This window comes from Chlorobiota bacterium (genome assembly GCA_016710285.1).
GTDB lineage: Bacteria > Bacteroidota > Ignavibacteria > OLB7 > OLB7 > OLB7.
Map to the genome: position 1 here is coordinate 4,032,656 of JADJXR010000001.1, position 26,218 is coordinate 4,058,873.

Here is a 26,218-nt window from a genome sequence, read left to right on the forward strand (position 1 = left end):
ATTGAGAGTTCCAGCAATCATCTTCCCCGCGCTGCTGTTGTTTGCCTTGTTGGCAAGCTGCACCAACCCGTTTGCGCCGAAGCTGGAGCCGGGGCTTTCCAACCTTTCCTCCACGCTTGGGGACCAGCGGACGGTGGCCGGCGTATTCCAGAACGTCCAGTACGCGTTCACCTACGGCGACACGTTGATTTATGGAAGCCTGCTTCACCCCGATTTCCAATTCCGCTACTACAACCCCGACCGCGCTGCCGAGGTGGCTTTCAACCGCGATGAGGAGATGCGGATTGCGTGGAATCTGTTCCACAGTGCCGACCAGATTGACATCCAGTGGAACGACTTCATCTCGCAGGATGGCGACTCGGTCCGGCTTACCGTCACGCGTGCCTACACCATGAAGATCATCCTGCAAGCCAGCGAAACCTTCCGGATTGATGGCCGCGCCCAGTTCCGCCTAACCCGCAACGCACCAACCGATGTATGGCTTATCAGAACCTGGTTCGACGAATCAAATTCTTGATTGCTTCGGCGCGGCGGCATGGCGTGGGGCATATCGTCCAGGTGTTCCGCCAAGCCGTGCGGCGGCGGCGGTACGCACGCCAGCAGCACCCTTCCCCCAGCCTTGAATCGTTCCAACGCCAATTCACTTTTTTCCGCACGCCCGAAACCTTCGTTGCCGATTTCCATTTGGCGGCGGTGCCACGGCTTCCGTTTGTGGCGGCCACCGGCGCAACGCTGGCGGGCATTCCCGCTTCCGCCAATTTTCTTGGCGATGCGGAGCGATTCGCTGCGGGGAATATCCTTCTGCTGGGTTGCCAGATTGCCGCGCCCGGCGGTGGCTACGATTGGCACCGCGATTACGGAAGCCAAGCGCGCTGGCCGCTCGCTTACTTCGCCCGCATCCGCTTCATGGATGGCGACGGCGCGGATGTGAAATACCCGTGGGAGCTTAGCCGGATGTACTGGATTGCGTGGCTGGGGAACGCCCACCGCACAAGCGGCGATGAACGCTGGGCCAACGAATTCCAACGGATCGTTTCCGACTGGCAGCGGCAGAACCCGCGGGACCAAGGGGTGAATTGGGCCATGCCGATGGAGGTGGCCATTCGCGGGTTTTGGCTGGCGTGCGGCTACTCACTGTTTGCCGGCGCGCCGTCCATTGGCAGCGACTGGTGGAAGAATTATCTGCTGATGGTGTGGGAACATGGGGACCACCTTTCCCATAATCTTGAATACTTCTTCAATCTTACCAACCACTACCTCTCCAACTGTTTTGGGCTGCTGGCCATTGGCGCGTTGCTCCACACCCACCCCGACGGGAAACGCTGGTTTGCCGACGGGCGGAAATGGATGATTGAGCAATTATCGGCGCAGGTGATGGATGATGGAGTTCATTATGAACGCTCGATTGGCTACCACCGGTTAGTGTTGGAGATGTACCTGATTGCCTTGCTTCTGTGCCAGCGTGCGGGCGACCCATTCCCGGAACCAGCGCGGCGGAAGATTGAGCGCATGGTGGAGTTTATGTGCGATTACCTTCCCCCCACCGGAACGGTCCCGCAGTTTGGAGATTCGGATGATGGAGTGATCCTTCGGCTAACGGAGCCACAGCCGCTGTACGACCATCGTGGGTTGCTGGCGTTGGCGGCGGTGATCTTCCAGCGGGGTGAGTACAAACAGCGCGCGGGCCATTTCAGTTTGGAAGCCGCAATGCTGACGGGGGATGCGGGGAAAGACATCTACGATGCGTTGGAATCGCGCCCCCGCGAAGAATCGCGCCTGTACCCCGACGGCGGGTTTGCGGTGCTGCGGAACCAATGGCTTCACGTTGTTGCCGACGTTGGCCCGATTGGCTTGCACGGAAACAACGACACTCTATCGTTCACGCTTCACACCGCTGGCGGCGGGATAGTGATTGACCCCGGGACCTTCTGCTACACCCGGGACCCCGAACGCCGCAACCAGCTTCGCAGCACCCGCGCCCACAACGCCCCGATGATTGACCAAACAGAAATCGCCCCGTTCGACGGGCTTTGGCGGGTGAAACAGGACAACACCAACGTGAAGATTGTTGACTGGGAAACCAGCAGCAACGGGGCAACCCTTGTGGCGGAACACCACGCCTACCGGACGCTTCCCTCGGGAAGCATCACCGTGCGGCGGCGGTGGGAACTTCGGGGGGAAGTGTTATCGGTGGAGGATGAGATTCTTGGCGGCGGCGGGCATCACGTTCAGGTTCGGTTCACGCTGCCGGGGAGCCTATCGGTCACGCAGGCAGGGCCAACGCGGGCAACGATGAACGGAGCCGAAACCGACAAGGGGGAAGCCGTGGAGTTGGAGTGCAGCCACCCGTTTACCATCGTCCCCGGCTGGTACTCGCCAAGCTACGGAGTGGCGGAACCGGCGTGGTGGTTGGTGATGAGTTTCGACACATCCGCGCCAACGCGATTGCGCTATCTTTGGCGCGTTCGGAAACAACCTCACGTCTCCTAATTCTCCTATTCCTGCCGATTTTCTTCATGGCCGAGAACAGCCCGCAGCTGCCCGATGAACCACTGGAACGCTCCGCACGCTCGCCGCAGCGTTTGGCACTCTGGGCGGCTGCCGACAAAAGCCTGCAAATGGTCTATGGCGTGGTGCTGATTCTTGTTCCGCTGAAAATCTTCACCGCCGATCAATGGGGGGTGTGGACGGTGTTCCAAGCTCTGTTTCTGGGCCTAAGCCTTTTGGGGGATTTCTTCATCCTTCAGCCAATGGTAAAGCTCTGCGCCGAAGAACACACCATCTCCCGCCCCATCGTCACCGCTTCTTCCCTTCTCTATCTTGGCTTCATGGTTGCCCTGGGCTACGGCATCACGTTCGGTGCCGGGCCGATTGCCAGCGTGCTGAAAAGCAATGCGGCGGTTGAAGCGTTCGGGACCATTGGGCTGCTGGTGATTAGCACGGCACTGCGGAACATCACCATTCGGGTGCTGCAGGTGGAGTACCGGATCATCCAGATTTTTCTTGTTGACTTGGCCTACTTCGGCGGGGTAATCGCCTTGATGGTGCTTGGCGGAATCAACGGCCACCTGACCGACTCGATGGTGTTGATTGACTACAACCTGTACGCCTTCATCGCCAGCTCCCTTGCCGGGCTTGCCTTCACGTGGAAATGGATGATCCCCACCACAACCCGCCTTGCCGACTCGATGCGCCGCGTGCTGGCGTTGGGAATCCACCAGGGGGGAACCGGAATCCTGACGATTATCCAGCAGCAAGGGGATGCGGTGATTGTCACATCGGTGCGCGGGCACATTGCCGCAGGGGTCTATAACGCCGCAAAAATTTTCTACCGGTTCTTTGAGTCCATCCGCGACGCGGCGCAGTTGCTGCTGGTTCCGGCAACCTCGCGCGCGTATGCCCAGGAACGGGTGGAATCTGTCAGGGAGATTGCCGAGCTTGCCACCGCCGCCCTTGTTGTCCTGATCGTCCCAATGTCGCTTCTGCTGATTGCTTTCGCAAACGTTGTGGTCCCGATTATCCTGCCGAACAAGGAGAACTCCATCCCGGTGTTTCAGTGGTTGATGGGGTCCGGATTTTTTGCGCCGTTTGTGATTGTCCCCTCGGTGGTGCTGCTGGGGATGGGCCACACCCGCGACCTGTTCCGCGGCACCCTGATCGGGACGTTCGTGATGGTGGTGGCGGGCGTTCTGCTGACCTACTTTTTCTACGAAACCGGGATGGGGATTGCGGTGCTGCTGGGAACCGCCGTCACCGCGCTCTTCCTGGTCCAACGGATGAACCGCTACATCCCGTTCACCTTCGGCTCGGTGATTCGCCGGTCCCGCAGTTTTGGCCCCGCCGTGCGCCGCCGCCTTGCTGCGATGCGAAAAGCCTGAGAGCGTGCGAGCGCGAGCACTCCATCCCTTCCCCACTGAGCACGTTTCTGGGACCGCTGGGCGTAGATTGTTGGCCGTTCTTCAATGGCCGGCAGATTCGGCAAAAAACTTGGGGTTCGGCGGCGTTGCGGTGGTGGCTTCCCCCACGCTGAAAAAAAAATTTTGCTCGGCACAAAAACTGCTTTGTTCTTTCAATCCAACACCCTATTTTCGTGCCAGTCATCATTTGAACACCTCGCCTACTTGACCGATAACTGACGGGAAAACTGCGATACAGAAACCTTCATTTCATACACAACTAACCTGGGAAACGATCATGGCTGACGCATCACTCGACGCACGGAAGAAAGCTCTTGAAACGGCAATGGATGCCATCGAGAAGCAATATGGCAAAGGCTCCATCATGAAGCTGAGCGACCATGCGGTCGTTCCTGTTGAAGCAATCTCCACCGGCTCCCTTTCGCTGGATACGGCCATTGGGATTGGGGGCGTTCCGCGTGGGCGTATCATCGAGATTTTCGGCCCGGAATCGTCGGGGAAAACCACCATCTGCTTGCACGTGATCGCCGAAGCGCAAAAGCGCGGCGGAATGGCCGCATTTGTGGATACCGAGCACGCGCTGGACGTAAACTACGCCGCACGGCTTGGCGTGGACGTCAACAACCTTCTGCTGGCGCAGCCAGAGTATGGGGAGCAGGCCCTGGAGATTGTGGAAACGCTGGTGCGCTCCGGCGCGCTGGATGTTATCGTGGTTGACTCCGTTGCGGCATTGACCCCACGCGTAGAAATTGAGGGAGAGATGGGGGATGCGCAGATGGGATCGCAAGCCCGATTGATGTCGCAAGCGATGCGGAAACTGAACGCAGCGATTGGCCGCTCGAACTCGGTGGTGATGTTCACCAACCAGCTTCGCAACAAAATCGGCGTGGTGTATGGCAACCCAGAAACCACCACTGGCGGCAACGCCCTGAAGTTCTACGCCTCGGTCCGGATGGACATCCGCCGCAAGGAGATTTTGAAAGATGGGACCGACATCATCGGCAGCCGCGTTCGGGTGAAAGTCATCAAAAACAAGGTGGCCCCTCCGTTCAAGGAAGTGGAGTTCGACATCATGTTCAACGAAGGTATCTCCAAGATTGGCGACATGCTGGATATGGCAATCAATGAAGGGCTGATTCAGAAAAGCGGATCGTGGTTCACGCTTGGCGAGGAACGGGTCCAAGGTCGCGACGGCTTGAAAAAACTTCTGAATGATGACCCTGCGTTGGCCTCGGCATTGGACCGCCAGGTGCGTGAGAAGATGGGGATTCCGGTTCCGGTTGCCACCCGCAACGGCAACAGCAGCAATCCCGCTGGGGAAGCCGAAGGCGCGCCGGTAAAAGCAAGCCGGAAGCAATCGGTGAACTAACCGCGGAACACAGGCCCAACTCCCATGAAATAGTTCACCCCACACCACAACACAAAGGCCGAAGCAACGCCCTGCGCGCACCACAAGCAAGGCAACACACACAGGCCAACAAAGGAAACCGCCGCCACGACGTTCACAGCCGTCGTGGCGGCGATTATTTTTGCATCTGTTTTTTCATCATGGTTTTGGTGTGGCGTGGTGAAGAGATACGGCACCACCAGAATAATCCCCCCCCAGAAAGGCTGGCCGCCACGATTGAATTGAACCCGTTCAACGACGGGTTCCCCCCCCACCCTCAATAATTAAACAGCGGATAGACCAGCGCGATTACCACCACCAGAATAATCAGCAGGAACAGGAGCTTCAGCATCTTCTTTATGGCCAATGCCACAAACAGCACCGCCACGCCGGCAGCAGCAATCTGGAAATGCAGGGGAAGCGAAAGGAACCAGCGCATGGGCAGGGCTTAGAATGCGGCGTTTAGGGTGATGCGGTGCTGCGCCCCAAGCCGCGAAAGGCTGTTGAAGGCGTAATCGAACCGATATTCTTTCACCAAAATTCCAACCCCTGCCGACAAGCCCCCCAGCCCTTTTGACGACCCAAACGCAACGTCGGAGCGGACCTGGTTGTTGTAGCCCAAACGCAGCCGCAAGGGATTCGAGAGGCGGAACTCACCACCAACGGAGAAGGAAGCGAAACGGTCGAAAAAATTCTCCTGCGGATCGAGCAAGCGGGTGAAGTTCAGGGCGATCAGGAGCGGAAGCCCACGCAAGCGGTGCGAAATCCCCAGCCGAAGATCGGTTGGCAGATCCTCGCTTGTTTCCCCGAACGACGAGACTTGCCCGCCAACATGAAGCAGCGACACCCCGGCCTGGAACCGCGATGCGGTGTCCTGATACAGCACTCCGCCATCAATCGCCAGCGCGCTGGAGCCTGCGTAGTCAATCGTGGTGCTGATGAAATTGCCGGCAATTCCTGCCGAGAATCCTTCACCCAGCGTGCTTCCCCAAGCGACCGTGAAAGCGATGTCGCTTGCGCCAAATGTTGTGCCGTCGGATTGCCCGTTGCGGTCGGTCCGGTTGAAGGAGCCGTAGCTGTTGTAGTTGATCCCAACGCCAATCTGCCCAACGTTTTCCACCCCGGTGGCGAACGTTGCGTAGCCGCTGTTCATGTCCAACAAGTGTTTGTGGAAGGTGAGCGAGACCTGCGATGAGTCAATGGTGTTCAGCAGTGCGGGGTTGTAGAACATCCCGGAGACATCCCCCCCGATGGTGATAAACGCCCCCCCCATCGCCGCAGCCCGTGCCGAGGACTCGTTCCGGAGGAAGTCATAGACGTACGCACGCTGGCCAAACGCGGCTGAAGTGAAAACCAGAAGGAAGAGAAGCGAAAGAACGCGCATGATGATCGGTTTGATCTACGGAATATGTGGGCTTGAACTGTGGCGAATATACAGCGGACTTCTGCCACGGACGCAAAGTAGCTGAACCAATGGGGCCTTGTCAAGCCAGCGATTGCGGGACACGCCCGGATGCGGCGGCTACCGCGCCGGATACCACTGGTAGAGCATCAGATACACCAGCACCCCCGTCACCGAGACGTACAACCAGATTGGGAGGGTGATGCGGGCAATCCGCCGGTGGCGGTCGTACTTGGCGGCAAGCCCGCGCCGAAGCGTGATGATTGCCAACACCGGAACCACCGCCGCCAACGCGATATGCGAAAACAGAATGATGAAGTAAAGGGTGCGAATCCCCCCCTGACCGCCAAACGGCGTGTTCATTCCGCCACGAAGCGAGTGATACGCCACGTAGCTGACCAAGAAGAGCACCGACGTGGCGAACGCGCTGAGCATCGCCGCACGGTGGGCCTTGCGATTCCCCTGCTTAATCAGGATGAACCCCGCCACCAGCAGCATGGTGGCAATCCCGTTCAACGTGGCGTTCACGGCAGGGAGCATCATAACGTCGAAGGTCATTCGGCACCTGTGTCTTTTAGGACCATGATGTCGGCAATCAGCTTCTTCAGAACGTCGGGATCGTTGTTGCCGTAGTATCCACGGATGTGCATCTGTTGGTCCATCAACACAAACCGCGATGAATGGATGATTGGCTCCTTCGGGTCGGTCCCGTCCATAAACGGCAGCTTGAACGTCTCCTTCGCCATCTGCTGAATTGCCGATTCCGAGCCACGCAGGAACAGCCACTTGCGGCCATCGGCTTGGTACTTTTCCGCAAACGATGTGAGCTTCTCCGGCGTGTCGTTCTCCGGGTCCACCGTGAACGAGACTAAGCGAACCCCCTCCACCTGCTGCAACGCATTCTGAAGCTCCTGCATCTTGGTTGACATTGCCAGGCAGCTCCCTTCGCAACGGGTGAAGATGAAGTTGGCAACCCAGACCTCCCCTTTCAATTCATCAAGGCTTAGCTGCTGTCCGCTTCGTTCGGTCAGCGAAAGGTTGGGGACAACGCCGTAGTCACTCAATCGCGGGGCCTGGCCGTTGGTGTTGGGCGATTCGGAGCCGCCCCGGTTGGCAAGCCCCAGGGCCAGCCATGCGCCGCCGCACAGGACCACGCCGGCCAGCGCAAACAGTATCAGCGTCCGCGGGTTGATGCCGCCACGACGCAAGGGAGAAGGTGAAGCAGTTGAAGTTGACATACGAACAACGGTTTGATGATCCAGTAGATGATGGAGGTTAGACGACGAACATCAGCAGCATCAGCACCAGCCAGACGGCAAGCAGATAGAGCATCCAATTGGTGGTTCCATCCAGCATCCCCCTTCCCTCCGTTTCCAACCTTCCGTTCCAGCTTTGCAGCCCCAGCCGGCCCAGCATCACCAGCGCAAGAATTGCATGGAGCAGATGGAGCAACGTAAGGAACCCGAACAGCGCGTGCAGCACGTTCGCGCTTGGGGGCAGCATGCCGGAAGATTCGCCGAAACGCTCGGCAAGCTGCACGCCAACAAACGCCCCGGTGCAGAGCAGCGCGACGTACACCCCGTTGGCAGCATTCCCCCGCTGCCCCGATGCAAGCAGTCGGCTTGCGAACCAGCAGCAGAAGGCCGCAAGTCCAATCGCCACCGTGGAAATCAGCGACATCCCAACCGGAAGGGGTGGCAACGTGGCATCCACTTGGCGGCTGCCCCACAGCACAAAAAACGCCGCCAGCCCCCCCGCGAACAGAGCTGCGGAAGCCCCGATCATCAGGGCAACACCAACGCGAGCATGAAGGATGGTTGGCATGGGTTTGTGTGCGGGCTACACGCTTCCCCTGTCCAACGCCATCGTCAGCAGAAGCAGTGGCAGATAGATCAGGGAGTAATGGAACACCCAGCGGGCGTTGATGTTTTGGCGGTCGAACAGAAGGCGAAGGCTTAGGATGATGAAGGCCAGCCCAAGAAACAACGCCCCCCAGAAATAGATCTTTCCGGCAATCCCAAACATTGTTGGGATAAGGCTTACCGGAAGGAGCGCGGCGGAGTACATCAAGATTTGCCGCGTGGTGCTGATGCCGTCGGGGTCCAGCACGGTCAGCATTTTGTAGCCGGCCTGCTCGTAATCCTTGCGGTACATCCATGCCAGCGCAAGGAAGTGGGGCATCTGCCAGAAGAAGAGAATGGCGAACAGCACCCAGGCCCCGGGGTCCAGGCTGTTGGTGACGGCGGTCCACCCCATCATTGGCGGGATTCCGCCGGGGATTGCCCCCACAATCGTGTTCAGCGTGGAAAGACGTTTCAGCGGGGTGTAGAAAAACAGGTAGGAGATCAGCGTGGCCAGCCCCAGCACCCCCGTCAGCAGATTGACGGCAAGAGCAAGGTACAGCACCCCGGCAACAGACATCACCACCCCAACCACCAACGACTCCAACGGAGTAACCCGCCCCGACGGAAGCGGGCGCATGGCGGTGCGTTTCATCCGGTGGTCGTGCTGGCGTTCGGCGTACATATTCAAGGCCCCGCACCCGCCGCCAACAAGGAACGTCCCGGCAAGGGTGTGGAACAGCAGCCATCCATCAAGGGGTGAGGTGGCGGCAACGTAAAAACCGGCCAGCGTTGCCATCACATTCAGCAGTGTCAGCCGCGGCTTGGTTAGCTCGAACAAATCGCCGATGCGCGCCCGCCATTGGCTGCGCTCTGCGGCAATGGCGCGGCTTCCTGATTCGGTCATGCCGCTACTCCTTCTTTGGCGTGCAGGGTCATCGTTGTTGGTTGATTGCTTGGGGCGGCCAGCCCGTGGCGCACACGCAGCGTCAGCCAGTAACTGGCGGCCAACGTTACGGCCCCGGTCACCACATGAAGCGTGGTGATCTCCGGCTGCTTCTCGGTAAGGATCGTTAAAATTCCCAGCGTTGCTTGGATTCCCACAAGCCACAGCAGTGCCGCCGCTGGGCGGGTAAACATACGGTTATCGGGCTGCTGGCGACGCACCTTCATAAAGGTCCAGATTGCCATTGCCGTCACCGCCACCGCGCCAAGCCGATGGAGCAGGTGGATCACTATCTGGCCCATCGTCACCTCCTGCAAGCCAATCTTATACATCAGATTCATCTTCCATAACTCTTGGTTGGCAAAGGCCAAACGCTCCTCGGTTAATGGTGGAATCCAGCTGCCGAACATCGTGGGGATGTCGGGGATCACAAGCCCGGCTTCGGAGTGGCGCATCACCGCGCCAAGAATAAGCTGGCAGAAGATGGTGATGGTGGTTGCCAGCACCACGCCACGCAGCCCAATGCCGGGGCCATCGCTGGCGCGGTTTTCCCCGTTGTTCCATTGCCGTCCGGCGGCAACGGCAATCGTCAGGACAAGGCACAGATAGATCTGGGCCAGGGTTCCGTGCGAGCTTGAGATCCACGCGGGAAGGTTGAACCAGACGGTCATCCCCCCCAGCACCCCCTGCACCAGCACCGCCACCGAACTCCAGATTGCAACGCTCCGCACCCATTTCCGCTTCTCCACCCGAAGCACCCACCACGTTAGCACAAACGTAAAAATCCCGGCAAGCGAAGCGATCATCCGGTGGGAGTGTTCCCAGAAAATCCCGCCCACCATCTGGTCCCACGGGAAGCTGAACATAAAATGGCCGTAGGTGTTCGGCCAATCGGGAACCGACAGCCCAGAGTTCGTGCTTTTCACTTGGCCGCCGAAGAGTATCAGCAGCACAATCCAAACCACTAAGAAGCGGGCAAACCCAGCAAGCGTAAGGCGTTTCATGTTGGTTGTCAGTAATCAGGAATAAGGTAGCCGAAGGTCTTTAGCCTTCGGCGGCTGGCAGGCTAAAGACCTGTTATCAATCCCGACGGAGGTCGGAGCCGCTACCCCGAGATCGCTACCGCACCGGTAGCCGAAGGTCTTTAGCCTTCGGCGATATCTGAACTCGGCTCCAACTTAATCGCGCTGGCTATGAGATCGCTACCGCACCGGTAGATACTGGGCAGGCTAAAGACCTGCCGCTACCCCGAGATCGCTACCGCACCGGTAGCCGAAGGTCTTTAGCCTTCGGCGATATCTGAACTCGGCTCCAACTTAATCGCGCTGGCTATGAGATCGCTACCGCACCGGTAGATACTGGGCAGGCTAAAGACCTGCCGCTACCCCGAGATCGCTACCGCATCGGTAGCCGAAGGTCTTTAGCCTTCGGCGGCTGGCAGGCTAAAGACCTGTTATCAATCCCGACGGAGGTCGGAGCCGCTACCCCGAGATCGCTACCGCATCGGTAGCCGAAGGTCTTTAGCCTTCGGCGGCTGGCTAAAGACCTGTTATCAATCCCGACGGAGGTCGGAGCCGCTACCCCGAGATCGCTACCGCACCGGTAGCCGAAGGTCTTTAGCCTTCGGCGATATCTGAACTCGGCTCCAACTTAATCGCGCTGGCTATCTGGGCCCCGATAAAGATCGGAGCCGCTACCCCGAGATCGCTACCGCGCCGGTAGATACTGGGCAGGCTAAAGACCTGCCGCTACCTCGGGGGTGCTATCACGATATTCTACCAGCCCGCCCCGTTTCCGGCTCCAGACCCAGTTGGCAACGAACAGCAGTTGCGACAATCCCAGCATCACCGCGCTCCACGTAATAAAGACGTTGATCGGCTGCAGGCCTCGCAAAAAATCATACGCCGTTGGGTCGAAAATCCTGCGGGGATGGCCGCCAATCCCCAGGATATGCATCGGGAAAAACGTGCAGTTGAAGAAGATGAACGTCAGCCAAAAATGGGCATATCCAAGCGTTGTGTTCATGGTCCGCCCGTAAAGTTTTGGGAACCAGTAGGCAATCCCGCCAAACGTTGCGAACAGCGTCCCACCAATCAGCACGTAATGGAAATGGGCCACGATAAAGTAGGTGTCGTGGATGTACGCATCCACCGAGCTTGAGGCCATGAAAATGCCGGAAAGCCCACCAATGATGAACAGGGAAACAAACGCCAACGCGCACATCATCGGCACGGTGAAACGGATGTTCCCACCCCACAGCGTCCCAATCCAATTCAGCGTCTTCAGGCCCGATGGGACCGCAATCACCATGGTGGCCACCATGAAGGTGGTGCCAAGCATCGGGTTCATTCCCGATTGGAACATATGGTGGCCCCACACCAAGCAGCCAAGCCCCGCCAACGCCCATGTTGAATAGACCATCCCACGGTAATTGAACACCCGCTTGCCGGAAAACACCGCCAGCAAATCGGAGACAATTCCCATTGCCGGCAGCACCAAAATATAGACCACTGGGTGGCCAAAGAACCAGAACAGATGCTGCCACAACAACGGCTGGCCCCCCCCGGGATTGTTCATCGGTTTGCCGGAAAGATAGAGGCCCTCAGGGATGAAAAACGTTGTGCCGGCAACGCGGTCGCTCAGCAACATCCCGAGGGCAACCGCCAGAACCGGAATGGCCACCAGCACCAGCAGCGCAGTGGTGAACAACGCCCACGTGGAAAGGGGCATCTGGAAGAACTCCATCCCCGGCCTGCGGTGCAGAATCACCGTGGCGGCAAGGTTAATGGCCCCAAGAATGAGCGAGACCCCCAGCAGCAGCAGGGCCGTTATCCAAAGGTTCATCCCGAACCCCGACCCGGTGAACGCAGCAAGCACCGACAGCGGCGGATACGCCGTCCACCCCGCCGATGCCGGCCCACCTTCCACAAAAAAACCAGCAATCATCATCGCCCCGGCGGGGATCATCAGCCAGAAGGCGACGGAGTTCAGCCGGGGGAACGCCGAACGCTGGGCACCGATCTGCAACGGGACCACAAGGTTCCCGAAAAAACCAACCAGCACCGGCAGCACCGCAAAATAGACCATGAACGTGGCGTGCATGGTCATCAGCCCGTTGTAGGTGTCGGGAAGGATCACGCCATCGGGGACCATCCCCTGCGGAAGCAGCCCCGCGCCGAACACCGCCGGCACCGATTCCCCCGGGTATCCAAGCTGCCACCGCATCAGCAACGCCAGCCACCCGCCGATAAACAAAAACGTGAACGAGAAAAGGAGATACCGCTTGGCAATCGCCACGGAATCAGTGGAGAACAGTTGGCTCATGCCGGCCTCCCGCTCTGGCGTTTGGCGCGGGGAGCTTCCGTCGGGGCAATTCCCGGCAGAACGATTCCCGGCGGGGCGATCGCCGCAACCTTCCCCCGCTGCTGTTTCTGCTTCTCCTCCATTTTTTTGGAGTACCAAATATCGAAGCTGTCGGCAGGCATCACCGTCAGGATTCCGCGCATCACCCCATGCCCCAATCCGCACAGTTCGGCGCAAGCAATCTCCATCTTCCCAAGCCGCGTGGCGCGGAACCAGAAGTTGGTTTCTATCCCGGGAACAGCGTCTTGCTTGATGCGGAATTCGGGAACGAAGAAGCTGTGGATCACATCCTGGGCCTGCAATCGGACCAACACTTGCTTCCCTACCGGGACGGAGATTTGGTTAATGGCCGTGATATCATCTGGCGTGCCGAACAACTTATCGCGCCCGGCATACCGGACATCCCATTGGAACTGGCGCGGGCGAACCTGAACCACCAAGTCGGGATTCTGCGGCTTTGCTTTCAATCCCCCCCAAACCGACTGGCTGTTGGCCGCAAGCAGAAGCAGGATCACCAGCAGAATTCCCCCCCAAATAAGCTCCAACCGAACATTGCTTGCAACGGATGATGGAACCCGCCCTTCGCGGTAACGGAACCGCCAAAGAACCACCGCCAGCGCAATCATCACCGCCACGAAGGCAGCCGCGGTGATCCAAAAAATCAGCATGAACTCCGCATCAATCTCCCCCGCCGACGTTGACGATTGCGGGGGGAACCACCAGTTGAACCCGGCGGCGCCGCTTTGGGCCAGAAGCGTGGCCCGGGCCGCAACCAACAGCACCACGGTGGCCAGAAGCAAGCGTAACTGCGCGGGATTCCTGCGGTGCATCAGTGCATCGTAAAGGTGAACGATACCGGTTTGGATTCGCCGCTGGCGATGGTTACTTGGGCCGTCTGTTTCCCCAAGCGTTCGTGCCACGCGGTAAGGGTGTAGGTTCCTGGCGGGGCCTTAAAACTGAAGCTCCCATCGCTGCCGCTAACGGCGTAGAAGGGGTGGTTCAGCACGCCAGCGTAGGAGCGCATCCAGCCGTGGACATCGCAGGAGACCGGGACCATGATCTCCTCGTGGTCGAACTCCTTGATATCCGTCTGGACCTTGCCGCGGTCGGTGCCATACTGCGCAAGGTTGAACTGCTTGTTTTTGGACCCCATGGAATGGACGTTGTGGAGCGTGGGGTCGCTGTTTTTGATGACAAGTTTCTGCCCCACCATAATCCCAAACACGTGCGGGTCGTAGCGGCAGCCGTGCTGGTTCAGCACCACCGAATCTGCCGCGGGCTGATACCTTCCGCTCACCCCTTCGCTGATGTAGATGAAGGCGTTGGCCAGCTTCCCGCCGTTCACCACAACATCATCGGTTAGCCGTGGGTCCTGGGGCTGGCTTGTGTGGCAGGCTTCGTCGGCCCCCATGTCGGCAGGGGTTGGCGGCGGCGGGGTTCCTTGGAAGATCACCGTGCCGGAGATGGTCCCGGCGGTGGCGGGGTCGAACTTCAGCAGTGGTGCGTCGGGCGTTTTCTTCTCGGTGGATTCGCCGCCGCATCCGGCAGCGATTGCCGCAAGCAGAAGCACCGAGGTAAGTGTTGCAGATCGGTTGAGCATTGGATCGGTTTGCGTGTTCGGGTTTGCGGAACCTAATTAGCTGGATTGAGGGGAAATCAATGCTGACTTGGGTCATGGAATGATGTAACGGTGCGTTCGCCCGTGGCCCGCTGCGCCGAACGGAGCACGCGGCGAATCGCGCCCCAGACGGCAACCGCAGCAATCGCCGGAACCGCAATCAACGCCAACGTGGCGTAGGCGAACCCGTTGGCCAACCCCGGGCTGGAAGCGGCAGCATCGGCACCGCAGCCCGGGCAGGCATGGAGCGTTGCCGGAACCACCGCCAGCGAAACGAGCAGCACAACGAACAAAGCCACAATCCAGCGATGCCCGCTCACGGCTTCACCTCCGGCAACGTAAAGGTTGCTTCTGCGTTTTTCCCGGGTTCCACGGCCACCCGCTGCTGAAGCTCGGTGGGTTTGTCGTATCGGTAGCCAACCAGCCTTCCTTCCGTGTCCCGTTTTGGGCGTTGCATCACCCCGTTGTGCCACAGGCGGAGCGTGTAGGTTCCTGGCGGAACGTCGGCAATGGAGAACGCTCCGTTGCTGTCGGTGATGGCGTAGTAAGGGTGTTGCACGCCAAGAATGTACGCGCTCATCCAGGGGTGATAATCGCAGGTGACGGCGATAAGCCCCGGGGCTTGGGCGCGCAAAGTGTCGGTAACTCCGCTTCGCGGCTGCGTGCGATTCAGGACCATCGCGCCGTTGGCATCGCGTTCGGCGCGAACGTTGTGGGGAAGCTCATCATCGTTCCGCACCGCCACCGCCGCACCAACCGGGACCACCAGAACGTGCGGCTGATACGTGCAGCCAACTTGAGTGATGCTGGTTCCCCCACCCCGCAGCTCCCCCATCGGTTTCCCCTGCGGGACGTTTTCCAGATAGACGATTGCTTCGGCAACGCCGCCGCCGGGGCCAATCTTCAGCCGCTGGTTCAGCTTGGCCCCGCCGCACGATTCCTGGTCTGCCGTGGGTTCAAACTCGGGAAGATTCGGGGGGCTTCCGCGATACAGCACCCGCCCGGCAACGCTCCCCCCATTCTCCACCCGAACCTCACGATAGGCCGTTGCAGGATTGCTCCCCCCTGCGGATCCATTGCTTTGGTTTGCTGGCTGCGGCGCATCGTTCTGGCCGTTGCAGGCAAGCAACAGCAATGGGAGAAGAAGGGCAAAAAGGCATTGGGCAGATTGTGGGAAGCTCATCGGCAGGTAGAATGATCCTTTGGCTGGGAACGCGGCAAGAAATTAGGGAAAACCGCCAGCGAACGTTGCACCGATCCGTTACGCCGCCGCCGAAACGGGCCAAACGGTTTGGAAGGGGATGTTTCCACGGTGTACTTTTGCGCCGCGCTTTGGCGGGGTGCCGGGGAACAATGCCGCCCACACTATGCCTTGCTTCCCCCCCCACCCGAAGCTGCCGCCGCCCGCGACACCCGCACGCATGGCGCGCAGAACGCACAACTTCTTTATCCTTCACACAGCAGAGCAACCATGAATCTTTGCGTTATCGGAACGCTTGCCTACGACTCCATCGAAACTCCATTCGGACGCGCTGATGACGCGCTTGGGGGGTCGGCAACGTATATCGCCACTTCCGCCAGCTACTTCACCCAGCCGATTGGGGTCGTCGGGATCGTTGGCGATGACTTCTCGCCAGAAGCCCTTGCGTTCCTTCAATCACGCGGGGTTGACACCTCCGGAGTGGTGGTGAAAGAAGGGGGGAAAACCTTCCGGTGGAGCGGACGCTACCACTACGACCTGAACCAGCGCGACACCCTTGAGACGCAACTGAACGTGCTGCTGGACTTCGACCCCGTGATCCCCGAAGCCTTGCGCGATGCGGAGTTTGTCTGTTTGGGAAACTTCGACCCTACGCTGCAAGGGAAGGTCCTGGACCAGATGCGCGCCCCAAAGTTCATCGTCTGCGACACCATGAATTTCTGGATTGAAGGGGCGTTGGAGGAAGTGAAAAAAGTGCTGGCGCGGGTGGATTGCCTTATCATCAACGACAGCGAAGCCCGCCTGCTTAGCCACCACCCCAACCTGATCCGCTCCGCACGAATCATCATGGAGATGGGGCCGCGGGTGCTGATTATCAAAAAAGGGGAGCATGGCGCGTTGCTGTTTATCGAGAACGAGATGTTCAGCGCGCCGGCCTATCCGCTGGAAGAATTGTACGACCCAACCGGGGCCGGGGACACCTTTGCCGGAGGGTTTATCGGCTACTTGGCACGAGCCGGGGCAATCACCGAAGCAACGCTGCGCCGCGCCGTGATTTACGGCAGCGCAATGGCCAGCTTCTGCGTCCAGCAATTTTCGCTGGATGCCATCAAGGACCTTTCCAACGAGGAAATTCAGCAGCGGGCGGCGGCATTCCGCGCCATTGCTGAGTTCGATTTAGACGAAGTGGAGCTTGACGATGCTGCTGTTTGAGAAGATCACAACGCTGGTGACGGTTGCGGCCCCGGACGGCTGGGAAGAAGGCGCGGCGATCCCGGTCCCACACCGTGCGGGTAAGGCGATGGGCCAGATTGGAGTGATCCGCAACGGAGCCATTGCCGTTGATGGGGAGCGGATTGTATGGGTTGGCCCAACCGAAGCCGCAAACTTCCCCGATACCGAACGGATTGATTGCACCGGCAAAACCATCCTTCCCGGGTTTGTGGATTCCCACACCCATATCGTGTTTGCGGGGAACCGCGCCAACGAGTTCGCCATGCGGCTGCGTGGGGCAACCTACCAGGAGATTGCCGAAGCCGGCGGCGGGATTCTTAGCTCGATGCGGTCGGTCCGCCACGCCACGGTGGAAAGCCTGGTGGCCGAAAGCCTTCCGCGTATCTGGAACGCCTTCCGTCACGGAACCACCACCATCGAGGCCAAAAGCGGCTACGGGCTGGACACCGAGAACGAACTGAAACTGCTGCAAGCCATTCGCCAAGCCGCGAACGAAGTTCCGGCAACGCTGATCCCAACATTTTTGGGGGCGCACGCAATCCCGCCGGAGCACAAAGCAAGCCGCGAAGAATACGTCCGAATTGTTGCCGAGGAGATGATCCCCGAAGTGGTGGGCGCAGGGCTGGCGGAGTTCTGCGACGTGTTCAGCGACACGGGATATTTCACGGTGGAGGAATCGGAGCAGATCTACCGCGCCGCAACCAAGCAGGGGATGAAGCTGAAAGTCCATGCCGACGAGCTTTCCAGTTTTGGCGGCGCGGAAATGGCGGCGCGGGTTGGCGCGGCATCGGCGGACCACTTGCTGATGATCTCGGAGGAAGGGATCGTGCAGATGCGCCAGGCCGGGGTTGTGGCCACGTTGCTGCCGGGAACAGCCTTCTATCTTGGCCTCCCTTTTGCTCCGGCGCGGAAGATGATTGCCGCCGGAATGGCCGTCGCGCTGGCCACCGACTGCAACCCGGGGTCGAACATGAGCGAGAATATGCAGATGACGCTTGCGCTTGCCTGCATGGGGATGAAGATGACGGTGGAGGAAGCGATCACCGCCGCCACGCTGAACGGCGCGGCAGCGGTCCGGCGGTCCGATCAGATCGGCTCGGTTGAGGTTGGGAAGATGGCGGATTTGGCAATCTTCAACGTCCCGGATTACCCCGACATCGTCTATCATTACGGGGTGAACCAGGTGGGGATGGTGGTGAAAGCGGGGCAGATTCACGCCGCGTAAATCAAGCAAACAACGAACAAGCCGGAAGCAGCGCATCTGCTTCCGGCTTGTTGACATTTTTGGGATTTCCGTTTATGCTGCCTGCTCTTGCGGCGTGGCTTCTTCCTGCTTCTTTCCACGGTAGAGGATTGCAAACGGGATGATGATGCCGTAGCCGATCGTCAGCAAAATCGGGGCAATCGTCACGGCGTTGGCGTTATTCCAGATGCCATCGTTCATTGCCGGGTCGCCATCGGTAATGGCGGTTCCCATCAGAAGGTATCCCACCACAATCACCGCAACCCCAGCAAGCAGAAGGATCAGGTTTGTTCGGCCAAAGGAGAATCCCCAAACCATGCTGGGGCCTTTGGGTTCTGCGGTTCGGACCCCGGGGCGCACGCGCTGTGTTGCTGTTCTACGGACTGGTGCTTCTTGCTTTGCCATAATTCTTGTTCTGACTTCCAGAGTGAGAGAGCGATGCCTGTTGTTGTTCTTTGATTGGGCGCAAACATACAGCCCTACCCACAAAAAAAAAAGCCGGTCATGGAGACAGACCGACTAAGAGCGTCTTGGCACACCCACCAGGGGATGGCGAATGTTCAGCTCTTGGGCTGCAACATACAACATCCGGCGGGGGGAGCGCAAGAAGTTTCTAGAAATCGCTGCAAAATCCCTTCCTCCTCTCATCGCATACTCACCCCAGCCGGCGGTGTGCGTTGCGAAGCATGGTGATAAAAATCGGCGCGCCAACCAGCGCGGTGACGGCACCAACCGGAAGTTCGGAGCCAACGTTGCCGGCAAAGCCCATCAGCGAGCGGGCCGCCGTGTCGCACAGAAGCAGGAAGATTCCCCCCCCCACCACCGAGGCCGGAAGCAGCATCCGGTGGTCGGGGCCAACGATGCGCCGCATGATGTGGGGGGCAACCAATCCCACAAACCCAATTGCTCCGCAGAAGGAGACCGTTAGCCCCACCGTGAGCGAACCGAGCAGATAGAGGACTGTGCGGGCGCGGTCCACCGGAACGCCCAATGCTGCGGCCTCATCATCCCCCAGCGAGATGGCATTCAGGATGTTCCCGCCAACAAGCGATGCCCCCAGCACCAGCACCCACAGCAATCCCGACCCGTAGCCGATCTGGGCCGACGCGCTGGCAAGGTTTCCCATCATCCACTGGATTGCGGTTCGCATCGAATCGCCCAGGAAGCCAAGCAGCAGGAAGATCAGCGCCGCGCCGATTGCCGCAACCATCACCCCGCCAAGCAGCAGCCCCTCCGAACGGTCCCCATACCCCCCTCCCTTGCTGATCCACAAAACCGCCACCACCACCAACGCGCCCCCCGCGAACGAGAGGAGCGGGACGGTGATCATGCTGGAGCCAATGGCGTAGCCAAGCATCGCGCCAACAGCGCATCCGTTCGAGACTCCAAGCATGTACGGCTCGGCCAGGGGGTTCCGCAGCATTGCTTGGAACAGCACGCCGGTGGCCGACAACGCCCCGCCAACGGCAACCGCCAAAACGATTCTTGGAAGCCGAAGTGAAAAAATGATGGTGGTGCTTTCCTCCCCCAACACGCTGCCGATTGCGAACGTCCCCGGGCCAATGCAAAGGGCGACCCCGGCAAGCAGAATCAGGATTCCCCCCATTGCGGCCAGCAGCCGTGCCACACGCCACCGCGTGGTGCGCCGATACCGAAGGCGCGTTACTGGTCCTGGTGCTGGCGCCACTGCATCAACTCCGTGTGCATGGCACGGATCAGTTCTGGGACCCCGATTCCGGCAACTGCCGAAATCAGCCGCGGGCGCATTCCGCCGATGCTGAGTTTTGCAAGCTCATCAATGCGCTCCAGCGGCATGGCGTCAATTTTGGTGATGCAGATGATCCGCCGTTTCTCCAGCATCTCAGGGTTGAACTTGGCAAGCTCCTGCTGCAAGGTCCGGTAGTCTTCGGCGGGGTCGGGGCTTAGCCCATCCAGCAAGAAGCAAAGCACCCCGGAACGCTCAACATGGCGAAGGAATTGGTGCCCCAATCCCTTCCCCTCGCTGGCCCCCTCGATCAATCCTGGGATGTCGGCAACGGCGAACGACGCGCCAACATCCACCCGAACAATGCCGATGTTCGGGATCAGCGTGGTGAACGGGTAGTCGGCAATTTTTGGGCGGGCCGCGCTGATGGTGGAGATCAACGTGGATTTGCCGGCGTTCGGGAAGCCAACCAAGCCAACATCGGCCAGCAACTTCAGCTCAAGGCGGATGTTCCGCTCCTCCCCGGCGCGCCCTTTCTCGGCAAAGCGCGGGGTCTGGTTGGTGCTGGTGGCGTAGTTGTGATTTCCCTTCCCCCCCCGCCCGTGGCGGGCCACCACCAATCGTTCGCCGTCGGTTTTCATGTCGGCGATCTGCTCATCGGTGTCGGCATCGTACACCAGCGTTCCAACGGGGATGCGAAGCTCGATTGGCTTGCCACGCTTTCCGGTTTTCAGCGCGCCGCCGCCATGCTGGCCACGCTCGGCGGCGTACTCATGGCGGTAGCGGAAGTCCATCAGCGTGGAAAGTTGGGCGGTGGCAATCAGAAGGACGTCGCCGCCATCGCCACCATCGCCACCATCGGGTCCCCCTTTCGGAACAAATTTTTCGCGGCGGAAGCTGACGGCTCCATTCCCCCCGGCACCGGCGCGAACAAGAATTTCTGCGGAATCTATAAACACGGTTGCGTTGTTGTTGCTTAGGAGCGATTGTTGGTGGAAAGATACCGTCCATAGACGCTATCGGTGAAGCGAATGGCCGTGCGCGAGTACGGGTCAACGCTGTTGCGAACAAACAGTTCGTCAAGAATCTGGCTGGCAATCTTCCAGTTCTGCGCGCTGTTGAGTTTGTCCAGCACCGATTCGTACTCACTCCGGTTCCGCTGGAACACTTTCTTGATAACCTTCCGCTCCAGCATCGCATCAATGAAGGTCCGGACGTCGCTCATCCCCGGTGCCGCCGCCGGTTGAACTGGCTGCGGGGGTGCAACGGAAGATGCCGGAGCTGGCTCGGCAGCCAAGCTCACCGTTGGCTCGGGAGCAGCAGCCGTTGCCTGCGCCGCAACTGGTGCCGCCGCCTGCGAAGTTGCCGCCTGCGAAGCCGATGCAGAAATATGCTGGTGGATTTCCATCAGCCACTCATCGTCGTCGTCATCGTCCTCGTCGTCCGGAGCGGCGGGCTGGGTTTGGTTGGCCAGTTCGCCATCTGCTCCATCATCTTCTGCCCCATCATCTTCTGCCGCATCAATGTCTATTTCGCCGATTTCCACTTCGTCAATTTCATCAATCTCCACATCATCAATCACTTCGTCCACTTCCTCCTCTTCTTCGATTGCAGCGATATTGGCGGCGGTGTCCTCCGCTGGCGATTCGGGCGATTCCCAGGGCCAGGGATCGTCATCCTCATCTTCTTGGATAACTGAGCCTTCCGCTGAAGCTGCGGGCTTGCGTATCTCTTCAGCTGGAGCCTCTGCGGCTGGCAGGTTTCCGGTTGATGCTGCCATGCTTGTTTCTTGGAACGCGCCCAAGTGGTGGCGCAGATCGGCAAGGTTCAGATCGGTGGGCAATCCCCCCTCAAAATCGGCCTCCTCCAACTCCTCCTCCCCTTCTATTTCTTCTTGGCCAAGCATCTCCTCTTGCGCCTCTTCAATCGCCACTGCGGGTTGGATTGATTGCGGCGGAACGCTGGCCGGAGGCTCCGAAGGAAGCTCGGGGGCGGCGGAAGGAGTCCCCAAATCGGCTGGGGTTGCTGGCGAAGGGGCTTGGGCCGGCGCGGCAGCCAAATCCGCAGCGGCCTGATCGCCGGTAAGGTGCTGGCGGACCACCGCGTCCAGCTCATCGTTCTGATAGACGGTGGAGAAATCGGCCTCCGGCTCCCCTTCGCTGGCGGTCAGCAGTTCGTCCAGAACGGCAACGAATTCATCGCGCAGGATGTGGGTGCGGCCTCGGCTTCGGTAGGCCTCCAAATGGTCCACCAGTTTCTTGATATTCTTGTCGTCGAAGAAGATCACCAGCGCGTCAATCGGGACCCCAAGATCGGGGTCGGTGCTGATAAACTCGAAGAACGGCGACATCAGCTCCAGCAGGTCCTCCACCGTGCAGCTAAGCAATATCTGGTCGTCAATTCGGCGAATCACCCGCTCGAATTCGGTGGAGCTAATGGCATCGAACGTTGTCCGCTCGCTCTGTTTCCGTTCCACCCATTCGGCAAAGACGGTGCTGAAATACTCATAATCGCCAAAGGCCCCAAAGCGGAGCATCACCTCGCGCAGGGGCTTCACTGGTTCGCCCCGGAAGATGTACCATTTCAGGGTGGTTTGCGGGCGGCAGATGTAGTTGTAGGTCAGCTTCACCGCGCTGTCCAGCACCACCAGGAAGTCATCGCGCTCGAACCGCGCATGGCGGAACTGCACTTGCTCAAGGTAGCTTAGCAGCGAGGTCAGCTCTGGATGGCTGTAATCAAAGCGTTTATTGGTGGCGCGGGAAAGGGCTTCGTTATGAAGCCACCATTGCACCTCGGTGGTAAAAAATGGCTTGAAACGCCAGGGGATACGTTCGTCCTCGACGATGGATAGCAGCGGAACGAAGGTCTGCTCGCGGAGGACCTCCGCAGCAAGGGTTTGGATTGTCTGATTGATTTCGCGCTCGAACATGGCGGCACGAAAGTACGAATTTGGGGTGGGTGATCCATAGCGAAGAATCTATTCGCGGAGAATTTTCGTTGCCACACAGCGATCCAGCAGTGTTCCCCTTGGCCACTTCTTTGATCTTGAACCAACCACCATGGATGTTTGGAACATACCCTGAAGTTGTGGTACTATTGCCGCGCCTTTGGCGGGAATCCAGTTCTTGGCCTCCCCAGTTTAACAACATCTGAACCTTACCAACAGCTGCTCTTATGAACCTTCGCCTGCTTACAACGGCAGCGGCAATCGCTTTGTTTACGCTTGCCGGATGCACCAAAACCGGTGGCGACAAACCGGAAGAATCCGCAACCATCAAGATTGGCCAAATCGCTTCGATGACCGGCAAGGAGGCAACATTCGGCCAGCAAGTTGATGACGGCATCAAGCTGGCGATTGAGGAGATCAACAACGCCGGCGGGCTGCTTGGGAAGAAGCTGGAACTGATTACCGAGGACACCCAATCGCAAACGCCCCCCACCAAGACCGCCATGGAAAAACTTGTCAGCAAGGATCAAGTGGTTGCGGTGATTGGCGAGGTTGCCAGCAGCCGATCCATGGCCGCCGCCCCAATTGCCGAACGCGCCAAAGTCACGCTGATCTCCCCAGCAAGCACCAACACCAACGTCACCCTGGATAAGGATGGAAAGACCCTGAACTACGTCTATCGGATTTGCTTCATTGATCCGTTCCAGGGGACGGTAATGGCCAAGTTCGCCAGCGAAAACCTGAAGGCAAAGAACATCGCCATCCTAAAAGACAACGCCAACGATTACTCCGTTGGCCTTGCCAAAAACTTCACCGAGACCTTCACCAAAAACGGCGGGACAATCGTTGAAGAACAAGCCTACGAAGGGGGCCAAACCGACTTCAAGGCGCAGCTGACGGCGATTAAAGCAAAGAATCCAGAAGCAATTTTTGTTCCGGGATACTACACCGAAGTAAGCCTGATTGCCCAGCAAGCCCGCGAGCTTGGGATCAAGGCCCCACTGCTTGGCGGCGACGGCTGGGACAGCCCCGTGCTGACGCAAGGCGCGGCAAAAGAAGCGTTGGAAGGCTCGTTCTTCAGCAACCACTACTCCGAGCAAGACACCAGCGCGGTGGTGTTGGAGTTCATCAAGCGGTTCAAGGCAAAGTATAACGAGGTTCCCGGCGCGATGTCGGCACTGGGGTACGATGCCATGAACATCATCGCCAAGATCATTAAGGATTCCGGGAAGGCCGATGCCGAAACCATTGCCAAAGGGTTGGCCACCTTGAAGGACTACCCAGGCGTTACCGGAAAAATCACCATTGACCCGCAACACAACGCCAACAAACCAGCAGTGGTGTTGCAGATTAAAGATGGGAAGTACAGCTACTACTCAACCATCAATCCCTAAACAATTTTGATAAGAAGCGGGTCGCACCAGAAGCAAAGCTCACACCAGCACGCTCACGGCACGGCCCGCTTTTTTTTCCTTCCTGCCTCTCCCTTCACAACGCTTTTTCAATGGAAGAATTTCTACAACAGGTCATCAATGGTCTGTCGTTGGGCGCAATTTATGCGTTGATCGCCCTGGGCTACACCATGATCTACGGGGTGCTCCGTTTCATCAACTTCGCCCATGGCGATGTCTTCATGGTGGGGGCCTACATCGGCTTCTTTGTCTATCCCTTCCTTTCGGAAGCACTTGGCACCGGATACCTGACGGCGATTGCCGTGCTGGTGGCCGCAATGCTGGGCTGCGGCCTGCTTGGGGTGGTGATTGAGTTCCTTGCCTATCGCCCCTTGCGGAACCGCCCCAAACTGACGGTGCTTATCACCGCCATCGGTGTCTCCCTTTTTCTGGAATACACCGGCCAGATTGATTTCGTCTTCGGTGCCGATTACAAAACCTACCCGACCTTGGTGGAGCGTTCCGCGGTCTTCTCCGGCAGCGGATTATCGTTGGGAAGCGACCAAGTGATTGTCTTCGTTGTGGCAATCGGGCTGATGCTGCTGCTGCGGGTGATTGTGATGAACACAAAAATCGGAACCGCAATGCGCGCCGTCTCCATGAACCTGGGCGCGGCCTCGCTGATGGGAATCAACACCAACCGTGTGATCTCCTTCACCTTCTTTCTTGGTTCGGCATTGGCCGGCGCGGGGGCAACGCTCTATGCCATGAGCTACCCCAAAATCAACCCGCTGATGGGGGTGCTTCCGGGGCTGAAAGCCTTTGTTGCGGCGGTGCTTGGGGGGATTGGAAACGTCCCTGGCGCGGTGTTCGGGTCCTTCTTTATCGGCACTGCCGAGACGATGACCGCAGGCTACATCAGCCCCACCTTCCGCGATGCCATCGTCTTCGGCATCCTGATCCTGATCCTGATCTTCAAACCATCCGGCCTGTTGGGGAAAGGAGGCGTTGAGAAAGTATGAGCAAGATTGCCCGCCCTTATTTCTTCCTTTTCTGCAGCATCGTTGTTGCGTTCGGGCTTTCGGCATGGGCCGAGACCATCAACCCGTACGACCAGCGAATTGTGATGAACATCGGGATCAACATGATCCTTGCCGCATCGCTGAACCTGATTAACGGATTCACCGGACAATTCTCACTGGGCCACGCCGGGTTTATGTCAATCGGGGCGTATGGCGCGGCGATTTTCACCACCATGATCGCCCCGGGAATGTTCGGCGAAGTTGCCGGAACCGGGATGCAAGATGCCACATTGTTTATGGGCTTGCTGTTCGGTGGAATTATTTCCGCGTTGGTTGGAATACTTGTTGGAATTCCTTCGCTCCGGCTAAAAGGGGATTATCTGGCAATCGTGACGCTGGGGTTCGGGGAAATTATCCGCGTCATTATCCAGAACATCCCCTCGCTTGGTGGCTCGCTGGGGATTGCGAACATCCCACGCTACACCACGTTTTTCTGGGTGTTTTTCATTGTGGCAATCGTGGTGTTTTTTATTCAGCAATTAACAAGATCAACCTACGGGCAAGGATTCCTTGCGGTCCGCGATGACGAAATTGCTGCCGAAGCAATGGGGGTAAACACCACACGGTATAAAGTGGAGGCGTTTGTGATCGGCGCGTTTTTTGCTGGCGTTGCCGGCGGATTGTACGGCCATTACAACGAGCTTATCCGCCCAGCCGATTTTGACTTTTTGAAATCGGTAGAAATTATCGTGATGGTGATTCTTGGTGGAATGGGGTCCACCTACGGCGTGCTGTTTGCCGCCGCGCTGCTTACCTACGTCCCGGAATTTTTGCGCGGCTTCGAGCTGTTCGACGTAAAATTCGACAGCTTCCGAATGTCCATCTACTCCCTTGTCCTCATTATCCTGATGCTTACCCGACCGCAAGGATTGTTCGGAGGGATAAGCCTTAAAAAGCTGATAAAAAAAGAAGTGAAACTTGGAAGCCCATGACGGGAAATCG

25 protein-coding genes are annotated in these 26,218 nt (G+C 58.7%); 9 read left to right on the forward strand and 16 right to left on the reverse strand.

Annotation, left to right across the window (positions count from 1 at the left end; translation table 11 throughout):
* Position 1: 1 nt before the first annotated feature.
* The 4 genes from IPM61_15070 (at position 2) to recA (ending at position 5,286) form a co-directional block, all read left to right on the forward strand.
* Entirely contained in the window at positions 2-517 is a 516-nt protein-coding gene (locus IPM61_15070; GenBank protein ID MBK8912631.1) for a hypothetical protein, read from the forward strand.
* Positions 478-2,490 carry an alginate lyase family protein gene (locus IPM61_15075; GenBank protein ID MBK8912632.1) on the forward strand — a complete coding sequence of 671 codons (2,013 nt, stop codon included), beginning with the start codon at positions 478-480 and terminating at the stop codon, positions 2,488-2,490. Before IPM61_15070 ends, IPM61_15075 begins: the two co-directional genes overlap by 40 nt.
* A 26-nt stretch (positions 2,491-2,516) precedes the next feature.
* Positions 2,517-3,878, forward strand: coding sequence for an oligosaccharide flippase family protein (locus tag IPM61_15080; protein ID MBK8912633.1), 1,362 nt, complete (start codon positions 2,517-2,519; stop codon positions 3,876-3,878).
* A gap of 316 nt (positions 3,879-4,194) precedes the next feature.
* Complete coding sequence (recA, locus tag IPM61_15085; GenBank protein MBK8912634.1) at positions 4,195-5,286, forward strand: recombinase RecA; 1,092 nt, start codon at positions 4,195-4,197, stop codon at positions 5,284-5,286.
* 295 nt (positions 5,287-5,581) lie between these two features.
* Here the strand turns inward: recA and IPM61_15090 are convergent, their stop codons facing one another.
* The 12 genes from IPM61_15090 to IPM61_15145 all read right to left on the reverse strand — a co-directional run bounded on the left by IPM61_15090 (position 5,582) and on the right by IPM61_15145 (position 15,657).
* On the reverse strand, positions 5,582-5,743 hold the full coding sequence (locus IPM61_15090; protein MBK8912635.1) for a hypothetical protein: 162 nt from the start codon (positions 5,741-5,743) through the stop codon (positions 5,582-5,584).
* Between the two features lie 9 nt (positions 5,744-5,752).
* The gene (locus tag IPM61_15095) at positions 5,753-6,688 is read right to left on the reverse strand and encodes a PorV/PorQ family protein (protein ID MBK8912636.1); all 936 of its coding nucleotides are present in this window, start codon (positions 6,686-6,688) and stop codon (positions 5,753-5,755) included.
* Positions 6,689-6,826: 138 nt separating this feature from the next.
* A complete protein-coding gene (locus tag IPM61_15100; GenBank protein ID MBK8912637.1) occupies positions 6,827-7,264 on the reverse strand; it encodes a DUF420 domain-containing protein in 438 nt (145 codons plus the stop codon).
* Positions 7,261-7,944, reverse strand: coding sequence for an SCO family protein (locus IPM61_15105; GenBank protein MBK8912638.1), 684 nt, complete (start codon positions 7,942-7,944; stop codon positions 7,261-7,263). The genes IPM61_15100 and IPM61_15105 overlap by 4 nt, the downstream gene beginning before the upstream one ends.
* Before the next feature lie 37 nt (positions 7,945-7,981).
* Positions 7,982-8,530 (reverse strand): cytochrome c oxidase subunit 3, encoded by a 549-nt coding sequence (locus tag IPM61_15110; protein ID MBK8912639.1) that lies wholly within the window; start codon positions 8,528-8,530, stop codon positions 7,982-7,984.
* Between the two features lie 15 nt (positions 8,531-8,545).
* The gene (cyoE, locus tag IPM61_15115) at positions 8,546-9,454 is read right to left on the reverse strand and encodes a protoheme IX farnesyltransferase (protein ID MBK8912640.1); all 909 of its coding nucleotides are present in this window, start codon (positions 9,452-9,454) and stop codon (positions 8,546-8,548) included.
* Positions 9,451-10,497: a heme A synthase gene (locus tag IPM61_15120; protein MBK8912641.1), complete on the reverse strand. Its 1,047-nt coding sequence runs from the start codon at positions 10,495-10,497 to the stop codon at positions 9,451-9,453. The genes cyoE and IPM61_15120 overlap by 4 nt, the downstream gene beginning before the upstream one ends.
* Before the next feature lie 730 nt (positions 10,498-11,227).
* Positions 11,228-12,817, reverse strand: coding sequence for a cbb3-type cytochrome c oxidase subunit I (locus IPM61_15125; GenBank protein ID MBK8912642.1), 1,590 nt, complete (start codon positions 12,815-12,817; stop codon positions 11,228-11,230).
* Complete coding sequence (gene coxB, locus IPM61_15130; GenBank protein MBK8912643.1) at positions 12,814-13,686, reverse strand: cytochrome c oxidase subunit II; 873 nt, start codon at positions 13,684-13,686, stop codon at positions 12,814-12,816. Before coxB ends, IPM61_15125 begins: the two co-directional genes overlap by 4 nt.
* Positions 13,686-14,456: a hypothetical protein gene (locus IPM61_15135; GenBank protein MBK8912644.1), complete on the reverse strand. Its 771-nt coding sequence runs from the start codon at positions 14,454-14,456 to the stop codon at positions 13,686-13,688. Before IPM61_15135 ends, coxB begins: the two co-directional genes overlap by 1 nt.
* A 56-nt stretch (positions 14,457-14,512) precedes the next feature.
* Positions 14,513-14,794 carry a hypothetical protein gene (locus IPM61_15140; GenBank protein ID MBK8912645.1) on the reverse strand — a complete coding sequence of 94 codons (282 nt, stop codon included), beginning with the start codon at positions 14,792-14,794 and terminating at the stop codon, positions 14,513-14,515.
* Positions 14,791-15,657, reverse strand: coding sequence for a hypothetical protein (locus tag IPM61_15145; GenBank protein MBK8912646.1), 867 nt, complete (start codon positions 15,655-15,657; stop codon positions 14,791-14,793). Before IPM61_15145 ends, IPM61_15140 begins: the two co-directional genes overlap by 4 nt.
* A gap of 288 nt (positions 15,658-15,945) precedes the next feature.
* Between IPM61_15145 and IPM61_15150 the strand changes: the two genes are divergently transcribed.
* Both IPM61_15150 and IPM61_15155 read left to right on the forward strand, forming a co-directional pair.
* Entirely contained in the window at positions 15,946-16,887 is a 942-nt protein-coding gene (locus tag IPM61_15150; protein ID MBK8912647.1) for a sugar kinase, read from the forward strand.
* Positions 16,874-18,133: an imidazolonepropionase gene (locus IPM61_15155; protein ID MBK8912648.1), complete on the forward strand. Its 1,260-nt coding sequence runs from the start codon at positions 16,874-16,876 to the stop codon at positions 18,131-18,133. The genes IPM61_15150 and IPM61_15155 overlap by 14 nt, the downstream gene beginning before the upstream one ends.
* A gap of 72 nt (positions 18,134-18,205) precedes the next feature.
* Here IPM61_15155 and IPM61_15160 read toward each other — a convergent pair whose 3' ends face one another.
* The 4 genes from IPM61_15160 to IPM61_15175 form a co-directional block, all read right to left on the reverse strand.
* Positions 18,206-18,469: a DUF3098 domain-containing protein gene (locus IPM61_15160; protein ID MBK8912649.1), complete on the reverse strand. Its 264-nt coding sequence runs from the start codon at positions 18,467-18,469 to the stop codon at positions 18,206-18,208.
* Positions 18,470-18,806: 337 nt separating this feature from the next.
* Positions 18,807-19,838: an iron ABC transporter permease gene (locus IPM61_15165; GenBank protein MBK8912650.1), complete on the reverse strand. Its 1,032-nt coding sequence runs from the start codon at positions 19,836-19,838 to the stop codon at positions 18,807-18,809.
* Positions 19,814-20,815, reverse strand: a complete 1,002-nt coding sequence (gene obgE / locus IPM61_15170) for a GTPase ObgE (GenBank protein MBK8912651.1) — start codon at positions 20,813-20,815, stop codon at positions 19,814-19,816. The genes IPM61_15165 and obgE overlap by 25 nt, the downstream gene beginning before the upstream one ends.
* 17 nt (positions 20,816-20,832) lie before the next feature.
* On the reverse strand, positions 20,833-22,785 hold the full coding sequence (locus IPM61_15175) for a hypothetical protein (GenBank protein MBK8912652.1): 1,953 nt from the start codon (positions 22,783-22,785) through the stop codon (positions 20,833-20,835).
* A gap of 245 nt (positions 22,786-23,030) precedes the next feature.
* Here IPM61_15175 and IPM61_15180 point away from each other — a divergent pair, with 245 nt between their 5' ends.
* The 3 genes from IPM61_15180 to IPM61_15190 all read left to right on the forward strand — a co-directional run bounded on the left by IPM61_15180 (position 23,031) and on the right by IPM61_15190 (position 26,208).
* Positions 23,031-24,197: an ABC transporter substrate-binding protein gene (locus IPM61_15180; protein ID MBK8912653.1), complete on the forward strand. Its 1,167-nt coding sequence runs from the start codon at positions 23,031-23,033 to the stop codon at positions 24,195-24,197.
* A 110-nt stretch (positions 24,198-24,307) separates the two neighbouring features.
* A complete protein-coding gene (locus tag IPM61_15185) occupies positions 24,308-25,216 on the forward strand; it encodes a branched-chain amino acid ABC transporter permease (protein MBK8912654.1) in 909 nt (302 codons plus the stop codon).
* Entirely contained in the window at positions 25,213-26,208 is a 996-nt protein-coding gene (locus IPM61_15190; GenBank protein ID MBK8912655.1) for a branched-chain amino acid ABC transporter permease, read from the forward strand. Before IPM61_15185 ends, IPM61_15190 begins: the two co-directional genes overlap by 4 nt.
* The last annotated feature ends 10 nt before the right edge of the window (positions 26,209-26,218 follow it).